Here is a 21,116-nt window from a genome sequence, read left to right on the forward strand (position 1 = left end):
CAGGAATAGTCTTTTATTACAAAGGTTCCGGCCTGAGATTTTTATTACTCAGCTGTCATTAACGGCTGGTTTGGTGACCGATAATACCGCCCAGTGCCGCCCCGCCCAGCGTGCCCAGGGTGCTGCCGTCGGTCAATACTGCGCCACCCAGCGCGCCTACGCCGGCGCCGATTGCCGTGTTGCGATTGCGGTTAGACATATGCCCGCATGCAGTGACAGAAAGCGTAGCCATTACGAGAACCAACACGCCGGCAACACGTTTAATGTTCATAAGAATTATCCTGGTAAAATGATCGATTACTTGACTAAAAATGCGGCAATTAATCGTTCGGTAGAAGTTGAGATGAATGTATTCCTCCGGCAGAAAATAGAATAGGTAAATATTCTTAATTTTGAGTCGCCGTATATTATTTAAGGGCCGCCAGATGGCGAATATCCGGCCAGACGTAAATCACATTGCTGGAGCGCCACAATGGACCGGGATCGGTATAGTTGCCGGCCGGAGCACCGCCCAATGCCTGATAAAACCGCATGGCGCTGTCATTTCCGTCGACTACTCCCAGCGCAATGCTGCCATAGCCGAGCTTTTGCATTTCTCTTGCTGCTGCACCGAGCAGCCTGCGGCCGATACCCTGACGTTGATGTTTGTCGCTGACGAAAAGTGATTTTATCTCGGCATGCTCGCCAAACTGCGGATGAGAAGGGGCGTCGGCCAGACAGAATCCGACCAACTGGCCGACCGATTCGGCCAGCAGCACCTGCGCTGTGCCAGGCTGTTGCAGTTTTTCTTGCCAGTGGACCAACCGCCTCGGTTCATCCAGCGCGGCATAGGCTGCCGGCGTCGCCAGCCCTTGGTAGGTACTGCGCCAGACCTGCACGTGCAGACGAGCGATTGCCGGTGCATCCGCAGGCCGCGCCATTCTCAGCGTTATCATCATTGCTCCCGTTATTTGGCCGCTATCGCCATTATTTGCGCCTTGGACACCTGTTTTCGAGCTGGCGTCCCACCGATGTTTCGTTGCTTTATCCCGCCTTGCCAGAGCATTTTTTGTCATTGTTTTAATGTAACTGTGTAAGTTACATTAGCCATCTTCAAGTGTGATATTTGTCACAGATTGAAAATACCAACAATAAAATGTGCGGTATCTCGGAGAAATTCAAGTTCATTTGTGAATGGCTTTCTCCGCTTAAAAAACCAGGAGACAACGATGTTAGAAATGATTGAGAGTTTGGCAACCGTGGTGATCCTGGTGCCGGTAATGATAGCCGTGTTGCTGGGCTCGATTTATGGTCTGGGTGAAGTGTTCAACGTTTTCTCCGCTATCGGCAGAAAAAAAGACTGAATTCCATGATCAGGGGAGCGCAATGCTCCCCTGATGCAATTTAGAGTACCGTCGCCAGGAAGTTACGCGTTCTTTCATGCTGAGGCGCATCCAGCACCTGCTGCGCAGTCCCCGTTTCGACCACTTTCCCCTGATCCATAAAGATGATTTGATCGGCCACTTCGCGGGCAAAACCGATCTCATGGGTGACCACGACCATCGTCATGCCGGAGTGCGTCAGGCCCTTCATCACCTGCAACACTTCGCCAACCAGTTCCGGATCGAGTGCGGAAGTCGGCTCATCAAACAACAGCACTTCGGGATTCATCGCCAGCGCGCGGGCGATCGCCACACGCTGCTGCTGGCCACCGGAAAGCTCGCGTGGCCAGGCGTTAATGCGATGCTCCAGCCCCACGCGGGTCAGCAGGGCCTTCGCCCGTTCGACCACCACGGCTTTCTTTTCCTTTTTCACCAGCAGCGGCGCTTCCGTAACGTTTTCCAGCACCGTGCGGTGCGGGAACAGGTTAAACTGCTGGAACACCATGCCGATGCTTTTACGCTGTTCGGCGACTTCACGCTCCTTCAGTTCATACAGATGCTTGCCTTTCTGACGATAACCGATCAGTTGTTCACCCACGCGGATGGTGCCGCCGTCGAGCTTTTCCAGGTGGTTGATGCAGCGCAGCAAGGTCGATTTCCCCGAGCCGGAAGGGCCGAGGATCACCGTCACCGAGCCGGCCGGGATCTGCAGGCTGATGTTTTTCAGTACTTCGGTGCCGGAGAAGGACTTACGCACCTGGTTGATATGAATGGCTGCGCTCATTGTTCTGCTCCCTGGTTCAGTTCGGTCTGGGCCTTGCGGTTGCGTAACCGCCAACCGCCGCGCGTGGCCTGAGTACCACGACCGAAATAGCGCTCAACATAGTGCTGGCCAATCGACAGAATCGAGGTCATCACCAGGTACCACAGCGTGGCGACCAGCAACAGCGGGATCACCTCATAGGTGCGTTGGTAGATAATCTGCGCCGAATACAGCACGTCTTGCAGGGCGATAACCGACACCACGGCGGTGGTTTTAAGCTGCCCGATCACCTCATTGCCGGCCGGTGGCAAAATGGTGCGCATGGCCTGCGGCAAAACCACTCGCCACAGGATCTGCCCACGGCGATAACCCAATGCCTTGGCGGCTTCCAGTTGGCCGCTGCCCACGCTTTGAATACCTGCGCGCACAATCTCTGCCGCATAGGCTGACTGATGCATGACCAGAGCAATCACCGCAGCGCTGAAGGTGCTGATAACGGTGTTGGTCGGCGCGCTGGCGACCTCGCCCAGAAACGGGAGCCACAGGCTGATGCGCGGGTAGAGTGCGGCGATGTTGTACCACAGGAAAAGTTGCACCAGCATCGGTACCGCGCGGAAGAACCAGGTATAGAACCAGCTTACCGCGACCAGCACCGGATTGGCGGAGAGGCGCATCAATGCCAGCAGCACGCCGCCGGCGAAACCGAAGATCACCGAGATGACCGTCAGCTTCAGCGTCATGATCACGCCGTTGATGATGGACGCCTCGGTAAAGTTTTCCGCCACCACCGACCATTCGAAGCGCGGGTTGTGCAGCATCGAGTTGGCGATAACGCCGACGATCAGCAGCACGAGCAGGGCGCTGAACCAGCGCCCGTAATGCCGATGACCGACAATGCTCAGTTCGGCATCATCGGCAGGGTGTTGCGCACTCATTTTGCAATCTCTTCATTGATGCCGGCGGTTTTCACCGCGCCGAAACCGATATCCCAACCGTCGAGGATTTTCTGGTAGCTGCCATCGGCAATCAGCGAGTTAAGCGCGGCCTGCACCGGTTTCACCAGTTCGGAACCTTTTGGCAACGCGATGGCTACCGTGGTGCCTTCGATATTGATGTCGCCGGCCAGCGCCAGCGCTTTAACATGGCTCGCCTGGTAGCGCAGACCTTCATAAGGGCCGAAGAACATCGGCACGCGGCCGCTGATCGTCGCCTGCACGCCGGCCGGGCGGTCCGGGAAGATCGGAATGGTGATCGCCGGTTTGCCGGCGCTGACGCACTGGTCGCTGGCCTGCTGCAAACGGGTAACCTGCGAGGTACCGGCACCGGCGCCGACGGTCTGGCCGCACAGTTGCGCCAGCTCGGTGTAAGGGCCGAGCGCCGCATCTTTACGGGCGATCAGCGCCAGCTTGGAGGCATTGTAATAGCCGACGAAGTCAACCTGTTGGAAACGCTTCTTGTTGGCGTCGATGTTGGCCAGTGCCACGTCGTAGCGACCGGATTTCAAACCAGGAATGATATTGTCGAAACCGCCGGTATCCTTCCAGTGGATAGCGACACCGAGACGATCGGCAATGGCGCTCATCACGTCGATTTCACGCCCGGCCAGCGTTTTGTTGTCCGCCTCGTAGAAGGTGGTCGGCGGCGTGTTCGGGTTAGTGCCCGCCACGATAAAGCCGGCTTTTTTGACGGCGTCAGGCAGGCTGTCGTGCAGTTTCGGATCGGCGCTGGCTTTCAGCGCCGCCTTGAAGGGAACATCGCCTTCGGCGGCATAACCTGTGGCCAACGGGGCTAAGGTGGCGCAAGCCAACAGCAGGGACAGCGTAGTGCGTTTAACGGTAGTTTTCATGGTATTCCCCTGCAGATTAAGCCGATTTTACGTTGGCGAAGTTGATTGCCGGTTCCGGCAGGCCCAGGTTTTCACGCAGGGTTGAATAGTGATATTCCTCACGGAACAGGCCACGGCGGCGCAGCTCCGGTATGACCAGTTCGACGAACAGCTCCAGCTGATTTGGCAGCACGGCGGGCATGATGTTAAAGCCGTCGGCGCCTTGCTGTTCCAGCCACAGTTGGAAGTCATCGGCGATCTCTTCGGCGGTGCCGACCACCACGCGGTGTCCGCGCGAGCCTGCCGCTACCGCAGCCAGTTCCCGCAGCGTCAGGTTTTCCCGCGCGGCCAGATCGGTCAGCAGTTTCACCCGGCTTTGGCCGCCTTCGGTTGCGCCAACGTCCGGCACCGGGCCATCCAGCGGGTAGCCGCTCAGATCGAAACCGAAGCGGGCGGAAAGCTGCTCGATGCCGTTATCGATATCCACTAACTGATTCAACTGATACCAGGTCTCCTGCGCTTCTGCCTTGGTGCGGCCGATAATCGGCATCACGCCCGGCAGGATCAGCAGGTGGTCCGGGTTACGGCCGGCCTCGGCCACGTACTTTTTCTGGCTGCGGTAAAACGCCTGGCCTTCCTCCAGCGTGGCGGCGGCGGTAAACACCACCTCGGCGGTTTCCGCCGCCAACTGCTGCCCGGCCGGTGAGGAGCCGGCTTCGATAATCACCGGGCGCCCCTGTGGGGAACGCGAAATATTCAGCGGCCCCTGCACCGAGAAGTGTTTACCCTTGTGGTTGGCCGCGTGAATTTTGTCGTCGATGGCGTAAATACCCTGTTGTTTGTCACGCACGATGGCGTCTTCTTCCCAGCCGTCCCACAGCTTGTAGCTGGCTTCGAGGAACTCGCGCGCCACTTCATAGCGCTCGGCGTGCGAAGGCAGATCGTCACGGCTGAAGTTGCGCGCCGCATCGCTGGAAAAGGACGTCACCACGTTCCAGGCGGCACGGCCGTGGCTGATATGGTCGATGGACGCCATGGCGCGCGCCAGATGGAAGGGTTGGTCGAAGGTGGTGGAGGCGGTGGCCGCCAGCCCGATGTGGCGAGTGTTGACCGCCAGCGCCGCCAGCAAGGTCAGCGGCTCCAGACGCGACATCGTCGAAGGTAAACGGTGTACGCTGGTGGCCAGCGCGTCGCCGACGAAGAACATGTCAAAGGTGCCTTCTTCGGCTTTTTTGGCGATCCAGGTGAACCAGTCGATATCGGTCGGTGATCCGCTGGCGCCTTCTGCGCGCCAGCCGCCGACATGGTGCCCCAGGGCTTGAACAAACAGGCCGAGACGTAATTGACGCGATGGTGTTGAAGGTGAAGTACTCATAATTAGTCCTCTATTTATTATTGATTTAATAACGCAATTAACCGTGCCGGCGCGCCGGGCTGCGTCAGTGCGCAGTCGCGAACCACGCGGTCGCCATCCAATTGCGGCAGCAGTTGCAGGATGTTGCGCAGCTTGGCTTCGACGTCCGTTGGGCGGGCGGCGGTTTGTTTCCTGGTGACAATGTCACTAAATTGGCGACCGTCGTGCAGCGTCAGCGTCACGCGGTGGAAACGCAGTTCCGGATCCCACTCATCAGGCGGGGCTGTAAGGTCGGCATGGCGTTCCACCCGCGCCGCCAGCGCGGCAATAATCGGGTCAACGGGGTTTTCACCGTAATGCATCAGCGGCACGGCACCGCTGTACAGCGCATCGGCGATCACATATTCCAGGCTGAAACGTGCTTCGACGCCATTTACCGGGCGGCGAATATGGGGAGCGGTATCCGCGCCGGGCGGAAAACTGACCTGAATGCGGCTGATGGCGGCAGGCATGTCGTCGGCGGTAATACCTTGTTCGAGCAAGCATTCACGCAGGGCGAAGGCGGCTTCGGCCGCGCTGTGGGTGCCGCCGCAGGTTGGGTAACGTTTAAACTCCAGGCCGGGTTGCAGGATGCGCCACGGCGCGCCCCAGTCAGCGGTCAACAGATCCGGCCGTTGCCGGCCGTCACCGTGAGAACTGAACAGGCTGTCAATCACGCCTTCCGGTTGGCCGGCAAAGCCCGCCTTCGCCAGCAGCACGGCATTGACTGCCGCGCGCGCCGCCAATCCGGCGTGCAGCGGTTTGGCGGCAGAACCGAACTGGCTGCGCAGCCCGGCGGCCTGGGTGGCGGCCAGGCCGAGTGCAATCTGCGTCTGGTGCGGGGTTAATCCTAAATAGCGTGCGGCGGCTGCACTGGCGGCTACCGCGCCCAGAGTCGCGGTGCTGTGGAAACCCAGCTGATAATGCTGGGTTCCGGCCGCCAGCCCCAATCGCCCGGCGGCTTCTACGCCGATCGCATAGGCGGTTAACAGCGCGGCGGCATCGTCGCGGTCGCCGGTCAGCGCCAGCAAGGCAGAGAGCACCACCGTGGTCGGGTGGCCGCGAAGCGCAGGGTGGTAATCGTCGAAATCCAGCGAGTGGCTGACGTAGCCAAAATACAAGGCACGGTTCTCAGCACCGATCGGCGGGAACACCGATTTCACCGCCGCCAGCCCGGAATCGTTCAGTGCGCCATGGACGATCGGCAATGCGCAGGCGAAGTAGTCCATCAAGCCGCGACGGGCGGCTGACAGCGCGAGATCATCAGGCTGGGTATCCAGCACCAGACGGGTAAATTGAGCGGTTATGAGCGATGACAAGAATATAAACCCTGATTTTTTATGCGGTTATGAGCCGGCCTGCGATTCAGGTTTTATTGTGTGGTGATTTTTCTCGCCCCGAAAGAACGAACGGGACTTTCATATTTCAAAATGGAATATCATAGAAAGAAGCTAATGCGGTGAAGCGCGCCGGCAGGCACTGTCGTTGCTGGCTTAGCTGATTTTGTGCAAAGCAAAGCCGGAATTGTTCTTAAGCTGCGCTGCGCCATTAAGCCGGAAACAACCGTTCGCTCAGCAGATCGATAAACACCCGCAGTCGGGGAGCCAGGTGCTTGCTGGAGGGCCAGAGAATTTTAAAGCTGCCGGTATGGTGGCTGTGTTCGCCGAGAACCTGCTGCAACCGTTGCCCGGCCAGCGCCTGCTGCACGGCGAAGTCGGGCAGGCAGGCGATGCCCTGGCCCTGTTCCGCCAGATAAATCAACGTATCGACGGTATTGCACACCACGCTGGCACGCAGACCCTCGCCGAGGATTTTGTCCCAGTCCGCCACCGGCCAGCTTTCGACTTTTCCGGTGGTGGGGAATTTATACAGCAGGCAGGCGTGTTGGCGCAGATCGGTCGGCTGTTGCGGGATACCCGCCTGACGCAAATAGTCGGGGGCCGCCACCAGTTGCAGGTGGAAGGTGCCCAATTGGCGGCTCATTAGGCGGGAATCTTCGGTTTCTCCGACGCGGATCACCGCGTCAAAGCCTTCCTCAATCACCTCAACCCGGCGATCGGAAAAATCCACCTCCAGCTCAATCTGCGGATATTGGCGGATAAATTCCGCCAGCACCGGATTCAGCAGGCTGCCCACCAGGGGCAAACTGACGCGCAATTTACCGCGCGGCGCACTGCGGGTATCGCTCAGTTCCTGCTCCGCCGCCGCCATTTCGCCGAGGATCCGCTGGCAGCGCTGCAAGAAAAGTGTGCCTTCCGCCGTCAGCGTCATGCTGCGGGTGCTGCGGTGAAACAGGCGCACGCCCAGGCGCGCCTCCAGGCGGGCGATGCTTTTGCCGATGGCCGAAGCGGAGACACCCAGCACGCGGCCTGCCTCGACAAAACTGAGCGTTTCGGCTGACTGAACAAAGGCCGAAACGCCTGCCAGATTATCCATGTCCTCTCCCTATTGCGGACGCTAGTGTCCAGTATGAAGGGAAATCTAGCCTGTTTTTCCGTTAATCGCCACACTCTATTCTCGGTAGCTACAGAAATTGACTGTCTACTGGAGTGTGACCCATGAGTGAATACAAGCTGGCTACCCAGGCTATTGATAAGGCCATTGATCTGGCGCTGGAGGACAAACGACTGGTTGGAGCGGTGGTGTTGGTGGCGCAGGGCGGTGAAGGGGTTTATCGCCGTGCGGCGGGCATGGCGGACCGAGAGGCCGGCAAGCCAATGGCTGCCAACGCGCTGTTCCGACTGGCCTCGGTATCCAAACCTATCGTTTCCACGGCCGCACTGGTGTTAATGGCGCAAGGGCGTTTGGGGCTGGAGGACCCGGTGACGCGCTGGTTGCCGGCATTCCGACCGCGAACCGCCGACGGACGCGAACCGCCAATGACGGTGCGTCATCTGATGACCCACACCGCCGGGTTGAGCTACCGGTTTTTCCAGCCGGAACAGGGGTTCTATGCTCAGGCGGGCGTCTCCGACGGTATGGATGATGACCGGCTCAGTCTGGAAGAGAACCTGCGGCGTATCGCTTCGGCCCCGCTGTTGGCGGCGCCGGGAACCGAGTGGCGCTATTCGATTGCTACCGACGTGCTGGGTGCCGTGATCGAGCAGGCCAGCGGCTTGCCGTTAGCGGAGGCGGTGGCGCAGTTGGTGACCGGGCCGCTGGCGATGCACGACACCGGCTTTACCGCCACGGATGCGCAGCGGTTGACGGCGGCTTACGCCAACCACCACCCCGAACCCCGGCCGTTGCAACAACCCGATCGTTTGCCTTTTATCGACGACACGGCCGGTTTTAATCTGTCCCCGGCGCGGGCGTTAGATGGTCACGCTTATGCCTCCGGCGGCGCAGGCATGGTGGGCTCCGCCGAGGATTTCTTGCGGCTGTTGGAAACCTTGCGTCAAGGCGGCGCGCCGCTGCTGCCAACGGAGTGGGTAACGGCGATGACCAGCAACCAGATAGGCGATCTGCCGATGCCATTCTGGCCGGGGCGCGGCTTTGGTCTGGGGATCACCCTGCTGAAAGATCCGCAGGCGGCGCAGACGCCGGAATCGATCGGCACCTGGCGCATGGGCGGCACCTACGGCCATTCCTGGTTTGTCGATCCCGCGCGCCAACTCAGCGTGGTGGCCTTCACCAATACGGCGCTCGAGGGGATGGCGGGGGCGTTTGTCAGCGAGCTGTGCCAGGCGGTGTATGACGGGTTGGGAGAACCATAATGAAGATCCTGCCGCCGATTTTTTTCATCGCGCTGGGGCTGTTCGGCGTTTACTGCATTGAGTTTGGCGTGGTGGGCATTTTGCCGCTGATCATTGCGCGCTACGGGGTTTCAACCTCGCAGGCCGGGTGGCTGGTCGGCCTGTTTGCCGTGACCATCGCCTTGCTGGGGCCGCTGCTGGTGCTGCTGGCTTCGCGCTTCAACCGCAAGCGAATGCTGTTGATTTCGTTGGCCGTGTTCTCGTTGGTCAGCGTGCTGTCGGCCTATGCGGCCAGTTTCAGCACCCTGATGATCTTGCGCATTCTGCCGGCGCTGTTCCACCCGATTTATTTTTCGCTGGCGATGGTGGCGGCGGCGTCGTTGTACCCGAAACAGCAGGCAACCCGGGCGACCGCTTACGCGTTTGTCGGCACCAGCATGGGCATGGTGCTGGGGATCCCGCTGACTCACTGGATCGCCGGTCAGTTCAGCTATGAAGCCTCTTTTCTGTTCTGCGCGTTGGTTAACCTGCTGGCGGGCGTCGGCTTATTTTTCCGCCTGCCCGACGCCGCCACGCAAAGGCTCAGCTACGGCAAACAGCTGGCGATACTGCGCAGCGGCGCGCTGTGGCTGAATATCGCCGCCTGCGTGCTGATTTTCGCCGCCATGTTCTCCGTTTATGCCTATGCCACCGAATACCTGAGCCGACAAACCGCCATTCGCGAGCCGATGGTGGGCATCCTGCTGGTGATTTTTGGCGCAGGCGGGGTCGCAGGCAATCTGTTGGCGGGTAAGTTGCTGAACCGCAATCGGGTCGCGACCACTTTGCTGCACCCGATAGTGCTGGCGGTCGCTTATCTGCTGCTGTATCGCTACGGCAGCGCGCAGACGGGGCCGATGATCGCGCTCTGCCTGTTCTGGGGGGCGGCGCACACCAGCGGCCTGATCGTGACCCAGATCTGGCTGACATCCGAAGCGCCACAGGCACCTGAATTTGCCACCGGGCTGTATATCGCTTTTATCAATTTGGGCGTGGCGATCGGTTCGGTGGTCAGCGGTTGGTTTATCGATGCGTTGGGCCTGCAGGGCAGTATTCTCTGCGGTGGGCTGTTCGCTGCGCTGGCGGTGGTGACGATTGCGGTTAAGGTCGGGCTTTACCCGCCGCGGGAAGCGACCGTGGTGAGTGAAGGTATGGTTTGATCATGGTTATTGCGCCGTGAGTCGGGAGACTGGGTAAATCACTAATCGCCACTGTCAAAAAATACGGTGGCGATTAATTTTTCGAGATTAGAGGGCAAGTTATAAACCGTTATAACCATCCCAGTAAGCGCCCGTGGCTTCTTTCATAAATGCAGTATAAATCTTTTGATTAGAATCAATTTTGTAGGTTTTATTCAAGACGATGTTATTAAGCTCCAGTTTGCTTTTAAATTGTTCACTGGATAAGTAATCGGCTTTTGTTTTAGCCTCTGCCAGGGATAAATGGGCGTTGCGGTCGCATTTTCCCTGCTGGTAGAACTGATCAAACGTCGGTGTGCTGGCCTTGATACTGTCATGAACCAACGTCCTGATTTGCGAATCGTTTTCGTTTGAGATTTGGTAAATATAGTGAGAGGCGTGTTTTTCGGCGGGGCTTTTTGCTGCGCATGCGGCCAGCATGAGGCAACCCAATGCCAACGCACTGGCATTCACTCTTTTATTGCATTCCATTACCTTTCCTTTTGATAATTTCAAATAGAGCGAGAATACAAAATAATGCTAACAGAACCCTTTTATTTCCGTCAATAAATAAAGGTCGGCAGTTAATTGCAACGTTGCTCTATTTATTTGAGTTATTATTCTGTTGCTAGTCTGTTTTATAGCTCGCTAATTATATCCGGGAAGGAATTGTTTCCGGGAAATATAACGCGTATGCCCAGCCCTGGTTATCACACCCCATGGATGGCGTCTGATGCACTAATAAACTGCATTCGCTGCGTCTTCCGCCTTGTCAGGCGATGGCATAGGCTGCTGACAGGTTCTTTCAGGAGTCAGCAACATGAAGTTTACAGTTAAATCCGGCGGCGCAGACCCAAGGTGGATCCTCATCAGCCTTTCCCTTTCGATGCTGCTCTCGTCGCTGGGTACCAGCATCGCCAACGTCGGTTTGCCCACGCTGGTACAGGCGTTCAACACCTCATTCCAGGCTGTACAGTGGGTGGTGATCGCCTATCTGCTGGCCATCACCACCTCAGTTATCGCTTTGGGTCGTCTGGGCGACAGGATCGGCAGGCGGCGGTTGCTGCTGGTGGGGATCGCGCTGTTTACCTTTGCGTCTGCGCTGTGCGCGCTTGCGCCGAACATCGGGTTACTGTTCGCAGCAAGGATCGCTCAGGGGCTGGGGGCGGCAGTCATGATGGCGATGACCATGGCGTTGGTGGGCGAGACCCTGGGTAAAGACAACACCGGTCGGGCGATGGGGCTGCTCGGTACTATGTCCGCTATCGGGACTGCGCTCGGGCCTTCGCTGGGGGGCGCGCTGATTTTTGGTTTTGGTTGGCGGGCGATGTTCCTGATCAATCTGCCGGTGGGCCTGCTGGCGTTTATTCTTGCTTACCGTTACCTGCCGACCCCGGTTCATGAACCGCAAAAGGAACGGGCCAGGTTTGATTACCCCGGTACCTTGTTGCTTGGACTGACGCTGGCCAGTTATGCGCTCTCCATGACGCTGGGGCGCGGCGATTTCGGTTGGCTTAATCTGGTTCTGCTGCTGTGTGCCGCATTGGGGATCGGGTTGTTTGTTTGGGTGGAGAACAGCACGGTATCGCCTTTGATTCACCTGGCTATGTTCCGTCAGCCGGGGCTGAGTGCCGGGCTAATGATGAGTCTGCTGGTGATGGCGGTGATGATGACCACGCTGGTGGTGGGGCCGTTTTACCTGACGCACGGTCTGGGGCTGGCGGTGGAGCAGGCGGGGTTAGCGATGTCGGCAGGGCCGATTACCGCTGCGGTGGTCGGCGTGCCGGCCGGCCGGTTAGTGGACAAACTGGGTGCGCAAAAGATGACGGCCGTGGGTTTGGTTATCCTGGCCACCGGCGCCGGTGTCATGTCGATGATGTCGATAAGGCAAGGAGTCTTGGGGTACGTGCCGCCGCTTTGCGTGATCACCCTTGGTTATGCGTTGTTTCAGGTCGCCAATAATACCGCGCTGCTTAAAGACGCTACCCCCGAGCGACGCGGGCTGATTTCCGGCATGATAAACCTGTCGCGCAACCTTGGGTTGATCACCGGTGCCTCTGCCATGGGCGCACTGTTTATGTTTGCCTCGAACACGGCAGATATCAACACCGCCGAGGCTGCCGCCGTGACCGCCGGTATGCATTTCACCTACGGAGCGGCGGCGTTGCTGGCACTGGCTGCGTTGGGCATTGCCCTCGGCGGCCGGGCGCTTAGGGTTCGCTATTCGGCGCGCTGACGGCGTAACGTTCCTGCACAAATCCATTGTCGGAATGCGTCGCGGCGATCAGGCGCAGCTGTTGTTCTGCACCCACGGCACCAAACAGCGGTATGCCGGAGCCCAATAACAGCGGAACGCGCGTAATGGTCAGTTCGTTAATCAACCCGGCCTGCAGGAAACGCTGCACGCAATTGCCGCCATCGATATACAAATGTCGGTATCCTTCATTCGCCAACCGGGCGACGATGGCCTCAGGTGCGCCAGCCTCCCGCCTTACGTTGTTTTGCAGGTGGGGCGGGATGTCGAGCGCGCGTGACGACAAAACGATCACCGGCAAGGCGCCATAAGGCCATTCGGGGAAAGCGCTCACCTTTTCATAGGTATTGCGGCCCATCACCAACGCGTCGACGTCGGCAATAAATTCCTCGAAGCTCAGCCCGTTGAGCAGCGATACGGCGTATTCAGGCCGCAATAGCCAATCGATATCGCCGTCGGCTCTGGCGATAAAACCATCCACGCTGGTGGCGATGTATACCGAACATTTTATCAAAGCAAGTCCCCGCGATAGGCCAGATGAATCTTGTTGCCGTCCGGGTCACGCAGGTAAGCGCCAAAGTAACCTTTGCCGTAATTCGCGCGCTCACCGGGTTCACCCTCGGCGCTGCCGCCGGCCGCCAGGCCTGCTGCATAGGCTGCCAGCACTTGATTCTCATTGTCGGCGGTGAATGCCACCATGCTGCCATTGCCGACGCTGGCGGGTTGACCGTTATACGGCTCGTAAGCGTAAAATCGCGGCAAGGTCAGCCCCGGTTTGATCCAGCAACGCGCGGCTGGGCCGCCATCGGGCGTTACCGGACGTTGTGTTAACCCTAGCGGCAGCAAAATGGCATCGTAAAATTCTGCGGCCTTGTCCAGATTGCTGACGCCTACGGTGATATGGCTAAACATCTCTTCTCCTTGCTCTGGGGTACATTGTCTGTTCATTCATACTATCCCAAATCGACAAAAAGCCGACATTGCGCCGGCTAATGCTTACCCCAGATACTCGATAATAGACAGACCGCCGTTGTAATCCGTGCTGTAGATAATGCCCTGGGCGTCGACAAACACGTCGCAGGATTGGATCACCTGCGGGCGGCCCGGGCGTTTATCCATCATGGTCTGCGGCGCAGCAGGCACCAGCGCGCCGGTTTCTTTCGGCTGATAAGGGTTGCTGATGTCGTAGACGCGGACGCCGGCATTTTGATAGGTGGCAAAAATCAGCGTCGAGCTGACAAAGCTGCCGGGGCGGTTCTCATGCAGATTATGCGGCCCGAAGTGCGCGCCCTTGCTGACGTAATCCCGTTCATCTGGCTGCGGAAAGGTGGCGATGCTTATCGGGTTGGCCGGTTCGCGGATATCAAACAGCCAGATCAGCTTTTCGCCGTCCTCCTGGTTGTCGAGCACCGCCTCATCCAGCACCACCAGCAGATCCCGTTCCGGCAGCGGCAACGCGGTGTGGGTGCCGCCGCCAAAGGGCGGGCTCCAGTTGCGGTGGGCGATAAGCTGCGGTTGGTTGCGATCGCGGATATCCAACAGCGTCAGCCCGCCGTCGCGCCAACTGGCGTAAGCGGTGTCACCGCTGATAATGGCATGGTGCAGGGCATAGCGTTTGCCCTCCGGCCAGGTGGGCGTTTCGCCTCCGGCGCTGTGCATGCCCGGCAACCACCAACGCCCGGCGATTTGCGGGTTGCGCGGATCCGCCAGATCGACAGTCAGGAAAATATAGTCGCTGTAGCCGTCAATCAGGGCGGAAACGTACGCCCATCGGCCACCGACATACCAGATGCGGTGCACGCCGATGCCCTCCAGCGCCAGAAAACCGATTTCCTGCGGTTGCTCCGGCGTAGAGATATCGAAAATACGCACCCCGGCGCTCCAGCCGCGGGCGTCGTTGCCTGACACCGTCTGGCTGATGGCGCGGGTGTAATACACCTTTTCGTCGGCAAAACGGGCGTCGGCAAACAGGTCACGGGCGTTGATCACCAACAGCAAATCGTCATGCGCCTGCAAATGCACGTTCCAGGTGCCGGGCGGGGCAGGGACAAAGCCGACGGCGCGCGGGTTTTTCGCATCGCGCACGTCGACGATGGAAAACCCCTGCGACACCATATGGCCGATGTAGGCGTAGCCCCGGTGAACCATCACCTGCACGCCATCGGGCCGTCCGCCCTGGTTGCTGTGGCCAATCAGCCGCATGTTGCGGCTGTACTCGGGGTGGGGAAGCGGGTGCGATGCCATTAACCTTCCTTATTTTTTAGCCTGTTGCGCTTCAAGCGTGGCGAACCACGGCGCAACGAAATCGTCCGATTTGCCCCAACCAGGGATCACCTTGGCCAGCGAGGCGACATTGGTGGCCTCCGGGTGGCTCAGCAGCAGCGCTTGCGGAATGGCGGCGGCCTTAAACTCATAGGTTGCCGGGGTTTTCTCGCCGGCGATTTTGTTGGCCACCAGACGCAGGTTAACGGCGCCGATCAACTTGGGATCGACCGCCACGCTGAGCTTCCAGGCGCTGCCCTTGGCGCGCATCAGTGCCAGATCCTGGTTCGAGATATCAATGCTGTAGAGTTTGATTTCGGTGCGGCCATTTTCCTGCAACGCTTTGTACGCGCCCTGGCTAAAGGCGTCCCAGGTTCCCCAGATGGCGTCGATTTTGCCTTTGGGGTACTTGGCCAGGATCGCGCCGATCTTGTTGGCCGTATCGCCCTGAACGTCGGAAGACACCGCGCCGATAGACTCAAGCTCTTTGATGCCGGGTTGGTCGCGCAGCAGTTTCTGGTACTGCGCCTGGCGCCGTTCCATCGGCGGGAAACCCGCAACCCAGAGTTTGACGATGTTGGCTTTGCCGTCGAAGTCTTTCACCAGTTGACCGAAGGAGAGATCGGTTAATGATGCGTCGTCCTGCTGGCTGACGGTAACGCTCGGGATGTCGCCCTGAACCGCGGTATCAAAGGCCGCCACCGCAATACCGCTGTCGGCAATGCGCTTGAGCAGGGCGGTTGAGTATGGATCGCGCCCCTGCGACAGAATAATGCCGTCGTATTTTTGGCTGATCGCCTGATTGACGAAGTCCTGGAATTTGGCGTCGTCGCCGTTGGTCAGGAAAGTGTTGACCTGAAATCCCAGTTTGCGGCCTTCCTGCACCGCCCCGGTGACGAACTGCGTGGTATTGTCGTCCGAGCCCAGATTGCGGATCACCGCAATGCGGATCGGGCCCTGATGGTTGGCGATCGCCGCAGGAACCGGTGCGGCAGTGGGGGCGGAGACAGCGGGAAACACGGCGAACAGGCTTAACGCCAGTAATGAGGTGTTGAACAGTTTCATTAAGTTTTACCCTGCGTGGTTAAGCATCATTAAAAAACGGGAGGACAATTCATCGTCACCATTGGAATGGTTTTTTTTACCGGCATGAATTGAGGCAGCCAGTTTCCACGGCGGCCGGGCGGATGACAATGAACGAAAAATCATAAGCTAATGCAAAACAGTATTAGTCATCGGCTTTCCCGTCTCTATGATGGCAACAGCAAACAAAATAAGGACTTGAGCATGAGTGATACCCACATTCGCGTGGTCGCCGGCCCCGCCAACTATTTTGCTTTCCCCGGTGCGATTGACCGATTGGCGCAGTTTTATTCGCCGCAGCAACTGGATAACGCGCTGTGGATTTATGGCGAGCGTGCGCTGGCGGCCGCCAAACCCTGGCTACCTGCGGTGTTTGATGCACCCGAAGCCCGCAAGGTGTTGTTCAACAGCCATTGCAGCGAAAGCACGGTGCAAAGCATCGTGCAACAGGCGGGGGCGGATCGGCAGGTGGTGATTGGCCTTGGCGGCGGCGCAGTGCTCGATACCGCCAAAGTGGTGGCGCGCCGGCTGGGGCTGCCGGTGGTGGCGATCCCGACCATTGCCGCAACCTGCGCCGCCTGGACGCCGCTTTCGGTCTGGTATAACGATCAGGGGCAGGCGCTGCGTTATGAAATTTTCAACGATGCAAACCATCTGGTCCTGGTGGAGCCGGAAATTATCCTGCGTGCGCCGAAGGCGTATTTACTGGCGGGCATTGGCGATACGCTGGCGAAATGGTACGAAGCGGCGGTGCTCAGCCCGCAACCGGAACGCTTGCCGTTAACCGTGCAACTGGGCCTCAATACTGCGCTGACCCTGCGCGACGTGCTGCTCACCGAAAGCGAAGCGGCGTTGCAGGCGCTGGCGCACGGGCAATTGAGCCCACCTTTCCTCAACGTGCTGGAGGCGATTATCGCCGGTGGCGGCCTGGTGGGCGGGTTGGGGGATCGTTACACCCGCATTGCGGCGGCGCATGCGGTGCATAACGGCCTGACCGCCTTGCCGCAGACCGATGCCTTCCTGCATGGCACCAAGGTAGCCTATGGCATCTTGGTGCAAAGTGCCTTGCTGGAGCAGTGGGAAACCGTGACGCAGTTAATCGCGCTTTACCGGCGGTTGGATCTGCCGGTAAGCCTGGCAGCATTGGCGGTGGACATTCACGATGACGAGCAGGTTCGGCGCCTGATAGCACGCACGTTGCAGCAGGGTGAGTCGATTCATTTGCTGCCGATAGCGCTCAGCGAGGCCACATTGCGTTCTGCGCTGAGCTATGTGGAAGCGCAAGCCGCCTAAATAGCCGCGCCTAAGAGTGCTACAGGTGAACGCCGTGAATCCGTCCATGGAGTCTCGTATCGCGCGTATATGCGTTCAACGGTATTACCCCACCTGTCTCAGGTTCGGGGTGTGGCGGTACTGAACTAAACCGGGGAAAGGGTTTTCCCCGGTTCGATTAGCTTTCAGCGGCGTTATTACGCAACCAGGCTACCGTATCGCCGATCGTTTGTTCTACCGGCCGGAATGTCAGGCCCAGTTCCCGTTCGCTTTTGGCATGATTGAAATGGGAACGGTTGGCCTCTTTGACCATCAAACGCACCGTCGCCAAACTGAGCAAGACCGGCTTGCCGCTGAGGCGGGCGTAAACTTCTTGCAGCGCGGCGATGATATAGAGCAGCGGTAGTGGCAAGGTACGCTTTGGCGTTTGAACCCCGGCTATTTTGCCCAGCAGCGGCACCAGTTGCTGCATGGTCATATGTCGTCCCGCAGCCAGATAGCGTTCTGCGCGTTTGCCGCGTTCGGCCGCCAGGATCATCGCTAACGCCACATCTCGCGCGTCAACCACTGAAAAGCTGCCCGGCACCAGGCCCGGCAATTTGCCGTTCATCACGTCATTGGCCAACTGGCCGGAAGAGGTGGGGCCAAGATCGGCGGGGCCCCACATCCAGCCCGGCAGGACCAGGCTGCCGTTCATATCGGGGTGGCTTTGCAGAAACGCCAGTACCACCTCGTCAGCCAGAATTTTACTGCGGTAATAATCATCGGCATCCTCCGAACGACGCAGACAGGTTTCGTCTATCGGCATGCCCGGTTCACCGTTGAGCACCGCAATGGAGGAGGTATGAACAAAACGGCGTATGCCCGCACGGTATGCCTGCTCCAGCAGACGTTCCGTGCCGTCGACGTTGATCGCTTTCAGTTCGGGCCAGTGGCTGCCGCCCTTGTAGTTGTCACGAAAATACGCGGCGGTATGAAACAGTACGTCACAGCCTTGCAGATGCGCGGCAAAGGCGGCCACATCGGTCATATCACCGGCAATCAGCTCGACGCCTTCGACGGAACCGAACTGCCGGCGGCCTTTTTCCATCGAGCGTACCAGTGCTTTGACGTGGCAGCCTTTTGCAATCAACTCTCTGACCAGGTTATTGCCGAGCAGCCCGGTGGCACCGGTGACAAAAGCCGTTTTCATGTTCATCATCATTAAAATCTTAAGTGAGTTTCAAAGTTCATATGATATCTTAATTTAGTGGGGTGCATTTAAAATATCAAGTGATATCTTAAATGCGTATCCATTACTCCAAAGCAGCCTAAAATCGAAGAAGATGAAGACAGAAAAAAAGCGGTTAACCCGCGAAGAAAGCCAGCAGCAAACCCGCGAGCAGTTGCTTGAAACCGCGCGCCAACTGTTTGTCGCCGGCGGTTACGGCGGTACCTCAATCCGGGATATCGCCAGCCAGGCCGGGTATTCCCAGGGGGCGTTTTATTCCAACTTTGCCTCTAAGGAGGCCTTGCTGCTGCAACTGTTACAACGCCATATGGAAGCGGAGGCCACGCAACTCACTGCGCTGGCGCAGAGTGATATCGATACGCCGGAGCGAGTGTTGACGGCGCTGGAGGCTTGGGCGGCGACCCTGAATCTGGAGGCGGATTGGTGCATGCTGTCGGTTGAGCTGCAGTTGCACGCGAAACGCAGCCCGGCCTTTGCCGTGGAGTACAAAAATATCTGGGACGTACATCAGGCAAAAATTGGTGCGGTGATTGGATCACTGTTCCAACGGGTAGGCAAAGCGCCGCCGGCGGATCAAAACGAACTGGCGGCGGCCTTGATGGCGATGGCGCACGGGCTGGCTTTGCAGAAGACCGGCACCGGCGCCGATCCCTCCGGCAAGTTGATCATGCTGTTTCTGCGCAGCCTGCTGTTTGCACCCTCGGCAACCTGAAACTCCCAGGGCAAGATCGCCGTTCACGGAATTGCCGTTAGCGAAATACCGGAATCGTTCCTGACTCAGTACGACGATCGCCTGCTGCTTTCAGCTTTCTGCCCAACTCGGCTATGCGGCGCTCACCCTGTTCCAGCGCCTGCGCGCTGGTATGCACAGAGTAGTGTCCAAGGTGGAGCGGATGCGGATGGGGGACTGCCGAACCGAGCACGAAAACAGCTTTTCCTTGATCCGATGCTTGCAGGTCAATAGGTGCCTCGCTGGAGTCGAAACTCACCATTTCACCGGCACGGATAAGGCCCCCTGCATCCAATTCTCCGCTGGCAAGCGCGAGCCACCCAACAGTGTGCCCGGCAGGTGGCTGATAGCTCCACCGCTCTCCCGGTTTTAACGTGACCAGCAGGTAGTTGACGCCTTGTGGGGCAGGGACAGGGCTCTGCACGCCCTGGTAGTTGCCGAGAATGACGTGAAAAGGTTGCTCCTCATTGTCACCCACCGACTCGATATAGCGACTTTCTGGCTCGCCATTTTCGAGATCTTCGGGCAGGGCAATCCATAGCTGAAATCCCTGAATACGGGGTACTTCTTCGGCAGTCAGCTCTTTGCCATGCCAAATACCGCCGCCGGCACGCATCCATTCCACACCACCGTAACCCAGCGTTCCCTCACCGTTGTCCGGGTCGCTATAGCGCACCCTGCCTTGCGTGAACACCGTTATGGTGGCGATACCTGAATGGGGATGCAGGGGCATGTCTGACATCGCATGAATGGCATTCCCACTGACATCAAAGATATCAAGGAACACGAAAGGTTTGAGCATCTGCCCCAGATCGGAAGGGCTCATAAGGCGGGTAATAGGCCTATGGGTTGCGCTTTCTCGCGTTTGCTCCACAATGCGCCGGGGCAAACTCGTATCGGGGTGGGTTGACGAGGTTATGGTCATGGTTTCGACTCCCTTAAATGCGCGCTTATCTGGCCAGAACGATTAAGTGGCAGGATGGTGGCGCGATTGAGCCAGGCAATACCCGCCGTGATCAGTAGCAACACGATGGCCGGTACAGGGCTACCGCCAATAACGAACAGATGGGTCAGAACAGCAAAAATCATGGTGACCGCCAGCAGCAACCCACCCAACCCTGCGATGGCAGGTATCAGCAGGGCTATAGCCGCGCTGACTTCGACCAGCCCCGTTAGGATACGGAACCACTGGCCCAGGCCAATATGCTCAAAAATCTCAACCATCATTGGCACGCCCGCAAGCTTGGCACCGCCCGCGGCGAGAAACGCCACTGTTGCGAATATTCTCAGACTCCAGGACACCGCGTTAACTGACCGGGGCGGTGCTGAGGATGTTGTTGCAGAACTCTTCTTCATTTCATGCATATCTCTTTAATGAATGTTTCAGAAATCAGGCCGTGAGCCTGTCGATTTCAAACTGCGCGCTGTCTAGGGCAGCTTTGACGCTTTCTTCTCCCAGGGCGAGGCCTTCGGCACGGATAAACGTAATATCAGTGATGCCGAGGAAGTTGAAAAATCCCTGAAGATAGGTTTCCTGGTGCTCGAGAAAGGCGGCGGGCGTTCCTTCTCCGTACAGACCACCGCGTGTGGAAGCCACGATCACGCGCTTACCGCCAGCCAGCCCCTCAGCGCCGCTTTCCGTGTAGCGGAAGGTTTTCCCGGCCACCGAAAGTCGGTCAAGCCAGGCTTTGAGCTGTGAGGGAAGAGAAAGGTTGTACATGGGGGCACCGATAATAATGACGTCGGCCGTCAGGAATTCGTTCAGGACGCTGGCATTTCTGGCGGTATCCTCTTTTGCCGCGTCGCTCTGCGGCTCCACGCCTTGAAACGCGAGAAACTCGGCTGTGGAAAGATGGCCAATGGACTCTTCGACCAGATCTCTTTGGATGATATCAACGTCGCTATGACGTTCGCTCAGTTGTCTGATGATGGACGCCGTGAGCTGACGGCTTACGGATTGTTCGTTCAGAATACTGGAATCGATATGAAGGATCTTCATCGTTAACCTGCCTTAGTATAGTATTGTGACT

The 21,116-nt window shown here is 58.3% G+C and carries 23 protein-coding genes; 6 read left to right on the forward strand and 17 right to left on the reverse strand.

Annotated elements, in window-relative coordinates; genetic code table 11:
* Positions 1 to 58: 58 nt before the first annotated feature.
* Positions 59 to 271 (reverse strand): glycine zipper 2TM domain-containing protein, encoded by a 213-nt coding sequence (locus SERAS12_RS11650; protein WP_004944210.1) that lies wholly within the window; start codon positions 269 to 271, stop codon positions 59 to 61.
* A 136-nt stretch (positions 272 to 407) separates the two neighbouring features.
* On the reverse strand, positions 408 to 935 hold the full coding sequence (locus SERAS12_RS11655; RefSeq protein WP_013812842.1) for a GNAT family N-acetyltransferase: 528 nt from the start codon (positions 933 to 935) through the stop codon (positions 408 to 410).
* A 273-nt stretch (positions 936 to 1,208) separates the two neighbouring features.
* On the opposite strand from SERAS12_RS11655, the gene SERAS12_RS25565 reads away from it, so the two are divergent.
* Complete coding sequence (locus tag SERAS12_RS25565) at positions 1,209 to 1,343, forward strand: AcrZ family multidrug efflux pump-associated protein (protein WP_006325135.1); 135 nt, start codon at positions 1,209 to 1,211, stop codon at positions 1,341 to 1,343.
* A gap of 40 nt (positions 1,344 to 1,383) precedes the next feature.
* Here SERAS12_RS25565 and SERAS12_RS11665 read toward each other — a convergent pair whose 3' ends face one another.
* The 6 genes from SERAS12_RS11665 to SERAS12_RS11690 all read right to left on the reverse strand — a co-directional run bounded on the left by SERAS12_RS11665 (position 1,384) and on the right by SERAS12_RS11690 (position 7,778).
* Positions 1,384 to 2,145, reverse strand: coding sequence for an amino acid ABC transporter ATP-binding protein (locus SERAS12_RS11665; protein ID WP_006318796.1), 762 nt, complete (start codon positions 2,143 to 2,145; stop codon positions 1,384 to 1,386).
* The gene (locus SERAS12_RS11670) at positions 2,142 to 3,059 is read right to left on the reverse strand and encodes an amino acid ABC transporter permease (RefSeq protein WP_013812843.1); all 918 of its coding nucleotides are present in this window, start codon (positions 3,057 to 3,059) and stop codon (positions 2,142 to 2,144) included. Before SERAS12_RS11670 ends, SERAS12_RS11665 begins: the two co-directional genes overlap by 4 nt.
* Positions 3,056 to 3,970: an ABC transporter substrate-binding protein gene (locus SERAS12_RS11675; protein WP_013812844.1), complete on the reverse strand. Its 915-nt coding sequence runs from the start codon at positions 3,968 to 3,970 to the stop codon at positions 3,056 to 3,058. The genes SERAS12_RS11670 and SERAS12_RS11675 overlap by 4 nt, the downstream gene beginning before the upstream one ends.
* A gap of 16 nt (positions 3,971 to 3,986) precedes the next feature.
* Complete coding sequence (locus tag SERAS12_RS11680) at positions 3,987 to 5,324, reverse strand: LLM class flavin-dependent oxidoreductase (protein WP_013812845.1); 1,338 nt, start codon at positions 5,322 to 5,324, stop codon at positions 3,987 to 3,989.
* Positions 5,325 to 5,341: 17 nt separating this feature from the next.
* A complete protein-coding gene (locus tag SERAS12_RS11685) occupies positions 5,342 to 6,661 on the reverse strand; it encodes an MmgE/PrpD family protein (protein ID WP_013812846.1) in 1,320 nt (439 codons plus the stop codon).
* Between the two features lie 229 nt (positions 6,662 to 6,890).
* Positions 6,891 to 7,778 carry a LysR family transcriptional regulator gene (locus SERAS12_RS11690; RefSeq protein ID WP_013812847.1) on the reverse strand — a complete coding sequence of 296 codons (888 nt, stop codon included), beginning with the start codon at positions 7,776 to 7,778 and terminating at the stop codon, positions 6,891 to 6,893.
* Positions 7,779 to 7,900: 122 nt separating this feature from the next.
* Here SERAS12_RS11690 and SERAS12_RS11695 point away from each other — a divergent pair, with 122 nt between their 5' ends.
* Positions 7,901 to 9,058: a serine hydrolase gene (locus SERAS12_RS11695; protein WP_013812848.1), complete on the forward strand. Its 1,158-nt coding sequence runs from the start codon at positions 7,901 to 7,903 to the stop codon at positions 9,056 to 9,058.
* The gene (locus tag SERAS12_RS11700; protein ID WP_013812849.1) at positions 9,058 to 10,236 is read left to right on the forward strand and encodes an MFS transporter; all 1,179 of its coding nucleotides are present in this window, start codon (positions 9,058 to 9,060) and stop codon (positions 10,234 to 10,236) included. Before SERAS12_RS11695 ends, SERAS12_RS11700 begins: the two co-directional genes overlap by 1 nt.
* Before the next feature lie 99 nt (positions 10,237 to 10,335).
* On the opposite strand, the gene SERAS12_RS11705 is transcribed toward SERAS12_RS11700, so the two are convergent.
* Positions 10,336 to 10,746, reverse strand: a complete 411-nt coding sequence (locus SERAS12_RS11705) for an Exc2 family lipoprotein (protein ID WP_013812850.1) — start codon at positions 10,744 to 10,746, stop codon at positions 10,336 to 10,338.
* 328 nt (positions 10,747 to 11,074) lie between these two features.
* Here SERAS12_RS11705 and SERAS12_RS11710 point away from each other — a divergent pair, with 328 nt between their 5' ends.
* Positions 11,075 to 12,490, forward strand: coding sequence for an MFS transporter (locus tag SERAS12_RS11710; protein WP_013812851.1), 1,416 nt, complete (start codon positions 11,075 to 11,077; stop codon positions 12,488 to 12,490).
* Here SERAS12_RS11710 and SERAS12_RS11715 read toward each other — a convergent pair.
* The 4 genes from SERAS12_RS11715 to SERAS12_RS11730 all read right to left on the reverse strand — a co-directional run bounded on the left by SERAS12_RS11715 (position 12,465) and on the right by SERAS12_RS11730 (position 15,835).
* On the reverse strand, positions 12,465 to 13,022 hold the full coding sequence (locus tag SERAS12_RS11715; RefSeq protein WP_013812852.1) for a dihydrofolate reductase family protein: 558 nt from the start codon (positions 13,020 to 13,022) through the stop codon (positions 12,465 to 12,467). The two genes, SERAS12_RS11710 and SERAS12_RS11715, sit on opposite strands and share 26 nt — an antisense overlap.
* Positions 13,019 to 13,420 (reverse strand): VOC family protein, encoded by a 402-nt coding sequence (locus tag SERAS12_RS11720; protein WP_013812853.1) that lies wholly within the window; start codon positions 13,418 to 13,420, stop codon positions 13,019 to 13,021. The genes SERAS12_RS11715 and SERAS12_RS11720 overlap by 4 nt, the downstream gene beginning before the upstream one ends.
* Before the next feature lie 84 nt (positions 13,421 to 13,504).
* On the reverse strand, positions 13,505 to 14,752 hold the full coding sequence (locus tag SERAS12_RS11725) for an LVIVD repeat-containing protein (protein WP_013812854.1): 1,248 nt from the start codon (positions 14,750 to 14,752) through the stop codon (positions 13,505 to 13,507).
* A gap of 9 nt (positions 14,753 to 14,761) precedes the next feature.
* Entirely contained in the window at positions 14,762 to 15,835 is a 1,074-nt protein-coding gene (locus SERAS12_RS11730) for a sugar ABC transporter substrate-binding protein (protein WP_013812855.1), read from the reverse strand.
* A 222-nt stretch (positions 15,836 to 16,057) separates the two neighbouring features.
* Between SERAS12_RS11730 and SERAS12_RS11735 the strand changes: the two genes are divergently transcribed.
* Positions 16,058 to 17,146, forward strand: coding sequence for an oxidoreductase (locus SERAS12_RS11735; protein WP_013812856.1), 1,089 nt, complete (start codon positions 16,058 to 16,060; stop codon positions 17,144 to 17,146).
* Between the two features lie 157 nt (positions 17,147 to 17,303).
* Here SERAS12_RS11735 and SERAS12_RS11740 read toward each other — a convergent pair whose 3' ends face one another.
* Entirely contained in the window at positions 17,304 to 18,329 is a 1,026-nt protein-coding gene (locus tag SERAS12_RS11740) for an SDR family oxidoreductase (protein WP_013812857.1), read from the reverse strand.
* A 121-nt stretch (positions 18,330 to 18,450) separates the two neighbouring features.
* On the opposite strand from SERAS12_RS11740, the gene SERAS12_RS11745 reads away from it, so the two are divergent.
* A complete protein-coding gene (locus SERAS12_RS11745; RefSeq protein ID WP_013812858.1) occupies positions 18,451 to 19,068 on the forward strand; it encodes a TetR/AcrR family transcriptional regulator in 618 nt (205 codons plus the stop codon).
* 37 nt (positions 19,069 to 19,105) lie between these two features.
* On the opposite strand, the gene SERAS12_RS11750 is transcribed toward SERAS12_RS11745, so the two are convergent.
* Genes SERAS12_RS11750 through SERAS12_RS11760 form a run of 3 tightly spaced genes read right to left on the reverse strand, consistent with a single transcriptional unit; the run spans position 19,106 to position 21,085 of the window.
* On the reverse strand, positions 19,106 to 20,011 hold the full coding sequence (locus SERAS12_RS11750) for a pirin family protein (RefSeq protein ID WP_013812859.1): 906 nt from the start codon (positions 20,009 to 20,011) through the stop codon (positions 19,106 to 19,108).
* Complete coding sequence (locus tag SERAS12_RS11755) at positions 20,008 to 20,451, reverse strand: DoxX family protein (protein WP_042437315.1); 444 nt, start codon at positions 20,449 to 20,451, stop codon at positions 20,008 to 20,010. The genes SERAS12_RS11750 and SERAS12_RS11755 overlap by 4 nt, the downstream gene beginning before the upstream one ends.
* Before the next feature lie 25 nt (positions 20,452 to 20,476).
* A complete protein-coding gene (locus tag SERAS12_RS11760) occupies positions 20,477 to 21,085 on the reverse strand; it encodes an FMN-dependent NADH-azoreductase (protein WP_013812861.1) in 609 nt (202 codons plus the stop codon).
* Positions 21,086 to 21,116 lie beyond the last annotated feature (31 nt).

The sequence above is a fragment of the Serratia sp. AS12 genome, from assembly GCF_000214195.1.
GTDB classification, from domain to species: domain Bacteria; phylum Pseudomonadota; class Gammaproteobacteria; order Enterobacterales; family Enterobacteriaceae; genus Serratia; species Serratia plymuthica.

Coding starts and splice junctions, on each gene's coding strand:
- SERAS12_RS11665 (WP_006318796.1), bottom strand. CDS start 2,145: ATGAGCGCAGCCATTCATATCAACCAGGTGCGTAAGTCCTTCTCCGGC.
- SERAS12_RS11740 (WP_013812857.1), bottom strand. CDS start 18,329: ATGATGATGAACATGAAAACGGCTTTTGTCACCGGTGCCACCGGGCTG.
- SERAS12_RS11695 (WP_013812848.1), top strand. CDS start 7,901: ATGAGTGAATACAAGCTGGCTACCCAGGCTATTGATAAGGCCATTGAT.
- SERAS12_RS11710 (WP_013812851.1), top strand. CDS start 11,075: ATGAAGTTTACAGTTAAATCCGGCGGCGCAGACCCAAGGTGGATCCTC.
- SERAS12_RS11705 (WP_013812850.1), bottom strand. CDS start 10,746: ATGGAATGCAATAAAAGAGTGAATGCCAGTGCGTTGGCATTGGGTTGC.
- SERAS12_RS11650 (WP_004944210.1), bottom strand. CDS start 271: ATGAACATTAAACGTGTTGCCGGCGTGTTGGTTCTCGTAATGGCTACG.
- SERAS12_RS25565 (WP_006325135.1), top strand. CDS start 1,209: ATGTTAGAAATGATTGAGAGTTTGGCAACCGTGGTGATCCTGGTGCCG.
- SERAS12_RS11655 (WP_013812842.1), bottom strand. CDS start 935: ATGATAACGCTGAGAATGGCGCGGCCTGCGGATGCACCGGCAATCGCT.
- SERAS12_RS11680 (WP_013812845.1), bottom strand. CDS start 5,324: ATGAGTACTTCACCTTCAACACCATCGCGTCAATTACGTCTCGGCCTG.
- SERAS12_RS11720 (WP_013812853.1), bottom strand. CDS start 13,420: ATGTTTAGCCATATCACCGTAGGCGTCAGCAATCTGGACAAGGCCGCA.
- SERAS12_RS11755 (WP_042437315.1), bottom strand. CDS start 20,451: ATGCATGAAATGAAGAAGAGTTCTGCAACAACATCCTCAGCACCGCCC.
- SERAS12_RS11670 (WP_013812843.1), bottom strand. CDS start 3,059: ATGAGTGCGCAACACCCTGCCGATGATGCCGAACTGAGCATTGTCGGT.
- SERAS12_RS11750 (WP_013812859.1), bottom strand. CDS start 20,011: ATGACCATAACCTCGTCAACCCACCCCGATACGAGTTTGCCCCGGCGC.
- SERAS12_RS11700 (WP_013812849.1), top strand. CDS start 9,058: ATGAAGATCCTGCCGCCGATTTTTTTCATCGCGCTGGGGCTGTTCGGC.
- SERAS12_RS11675 (WP_013812844.1), bottom strand. CDS start 3,970: ATGAAAACTACCGTTAAACGCACTACGCTGTCCCTGCTGTTGGCTTGC.
- SERAS12_RS11745 (WP_013812858.1), top strand. CDS start 18,451: ATGAAGACAGAAAAAAAGCGGTTAACCCGCGAAGAAAGCCAGCAGCAA.
- SERAS12_RS11725 (WP_013812854.1), bottom strand. CDS start 14,752: ATGGCATCGCACCCGCTTCCCCACCCCGAGTACAGCCGCAACATGCGG.
- SERAS12_RS11690 (WP_013812847.1), bottom strand. CDS start 7,778: ATGGATAATCTGGCAGGCGTTTCGGCCTTTGTTCAGTCAGCCGAAACG.
- SERAS12_RS11760 (WP_013812861.1), bottom strand. CDS start 21,085: ATGAAGATCCTTCATATCGATTCCAGTATTCTGAACGAACAATCCGTA.
- SERAS12_RS11730 (WP_013812855.1), bottom strand. CDS start 15,835: ATGAAACTGTTCAACACCTCATTACTGGCGTTAAGCCTGTTCGCCGTG.
- SERAS12_RS11735 (WP_013812856.1), top strand. CDS start 16,058: ATGAGTGATACCCACATTCGCGTGGTCGCCGGCCCCGCCAACTATTTT.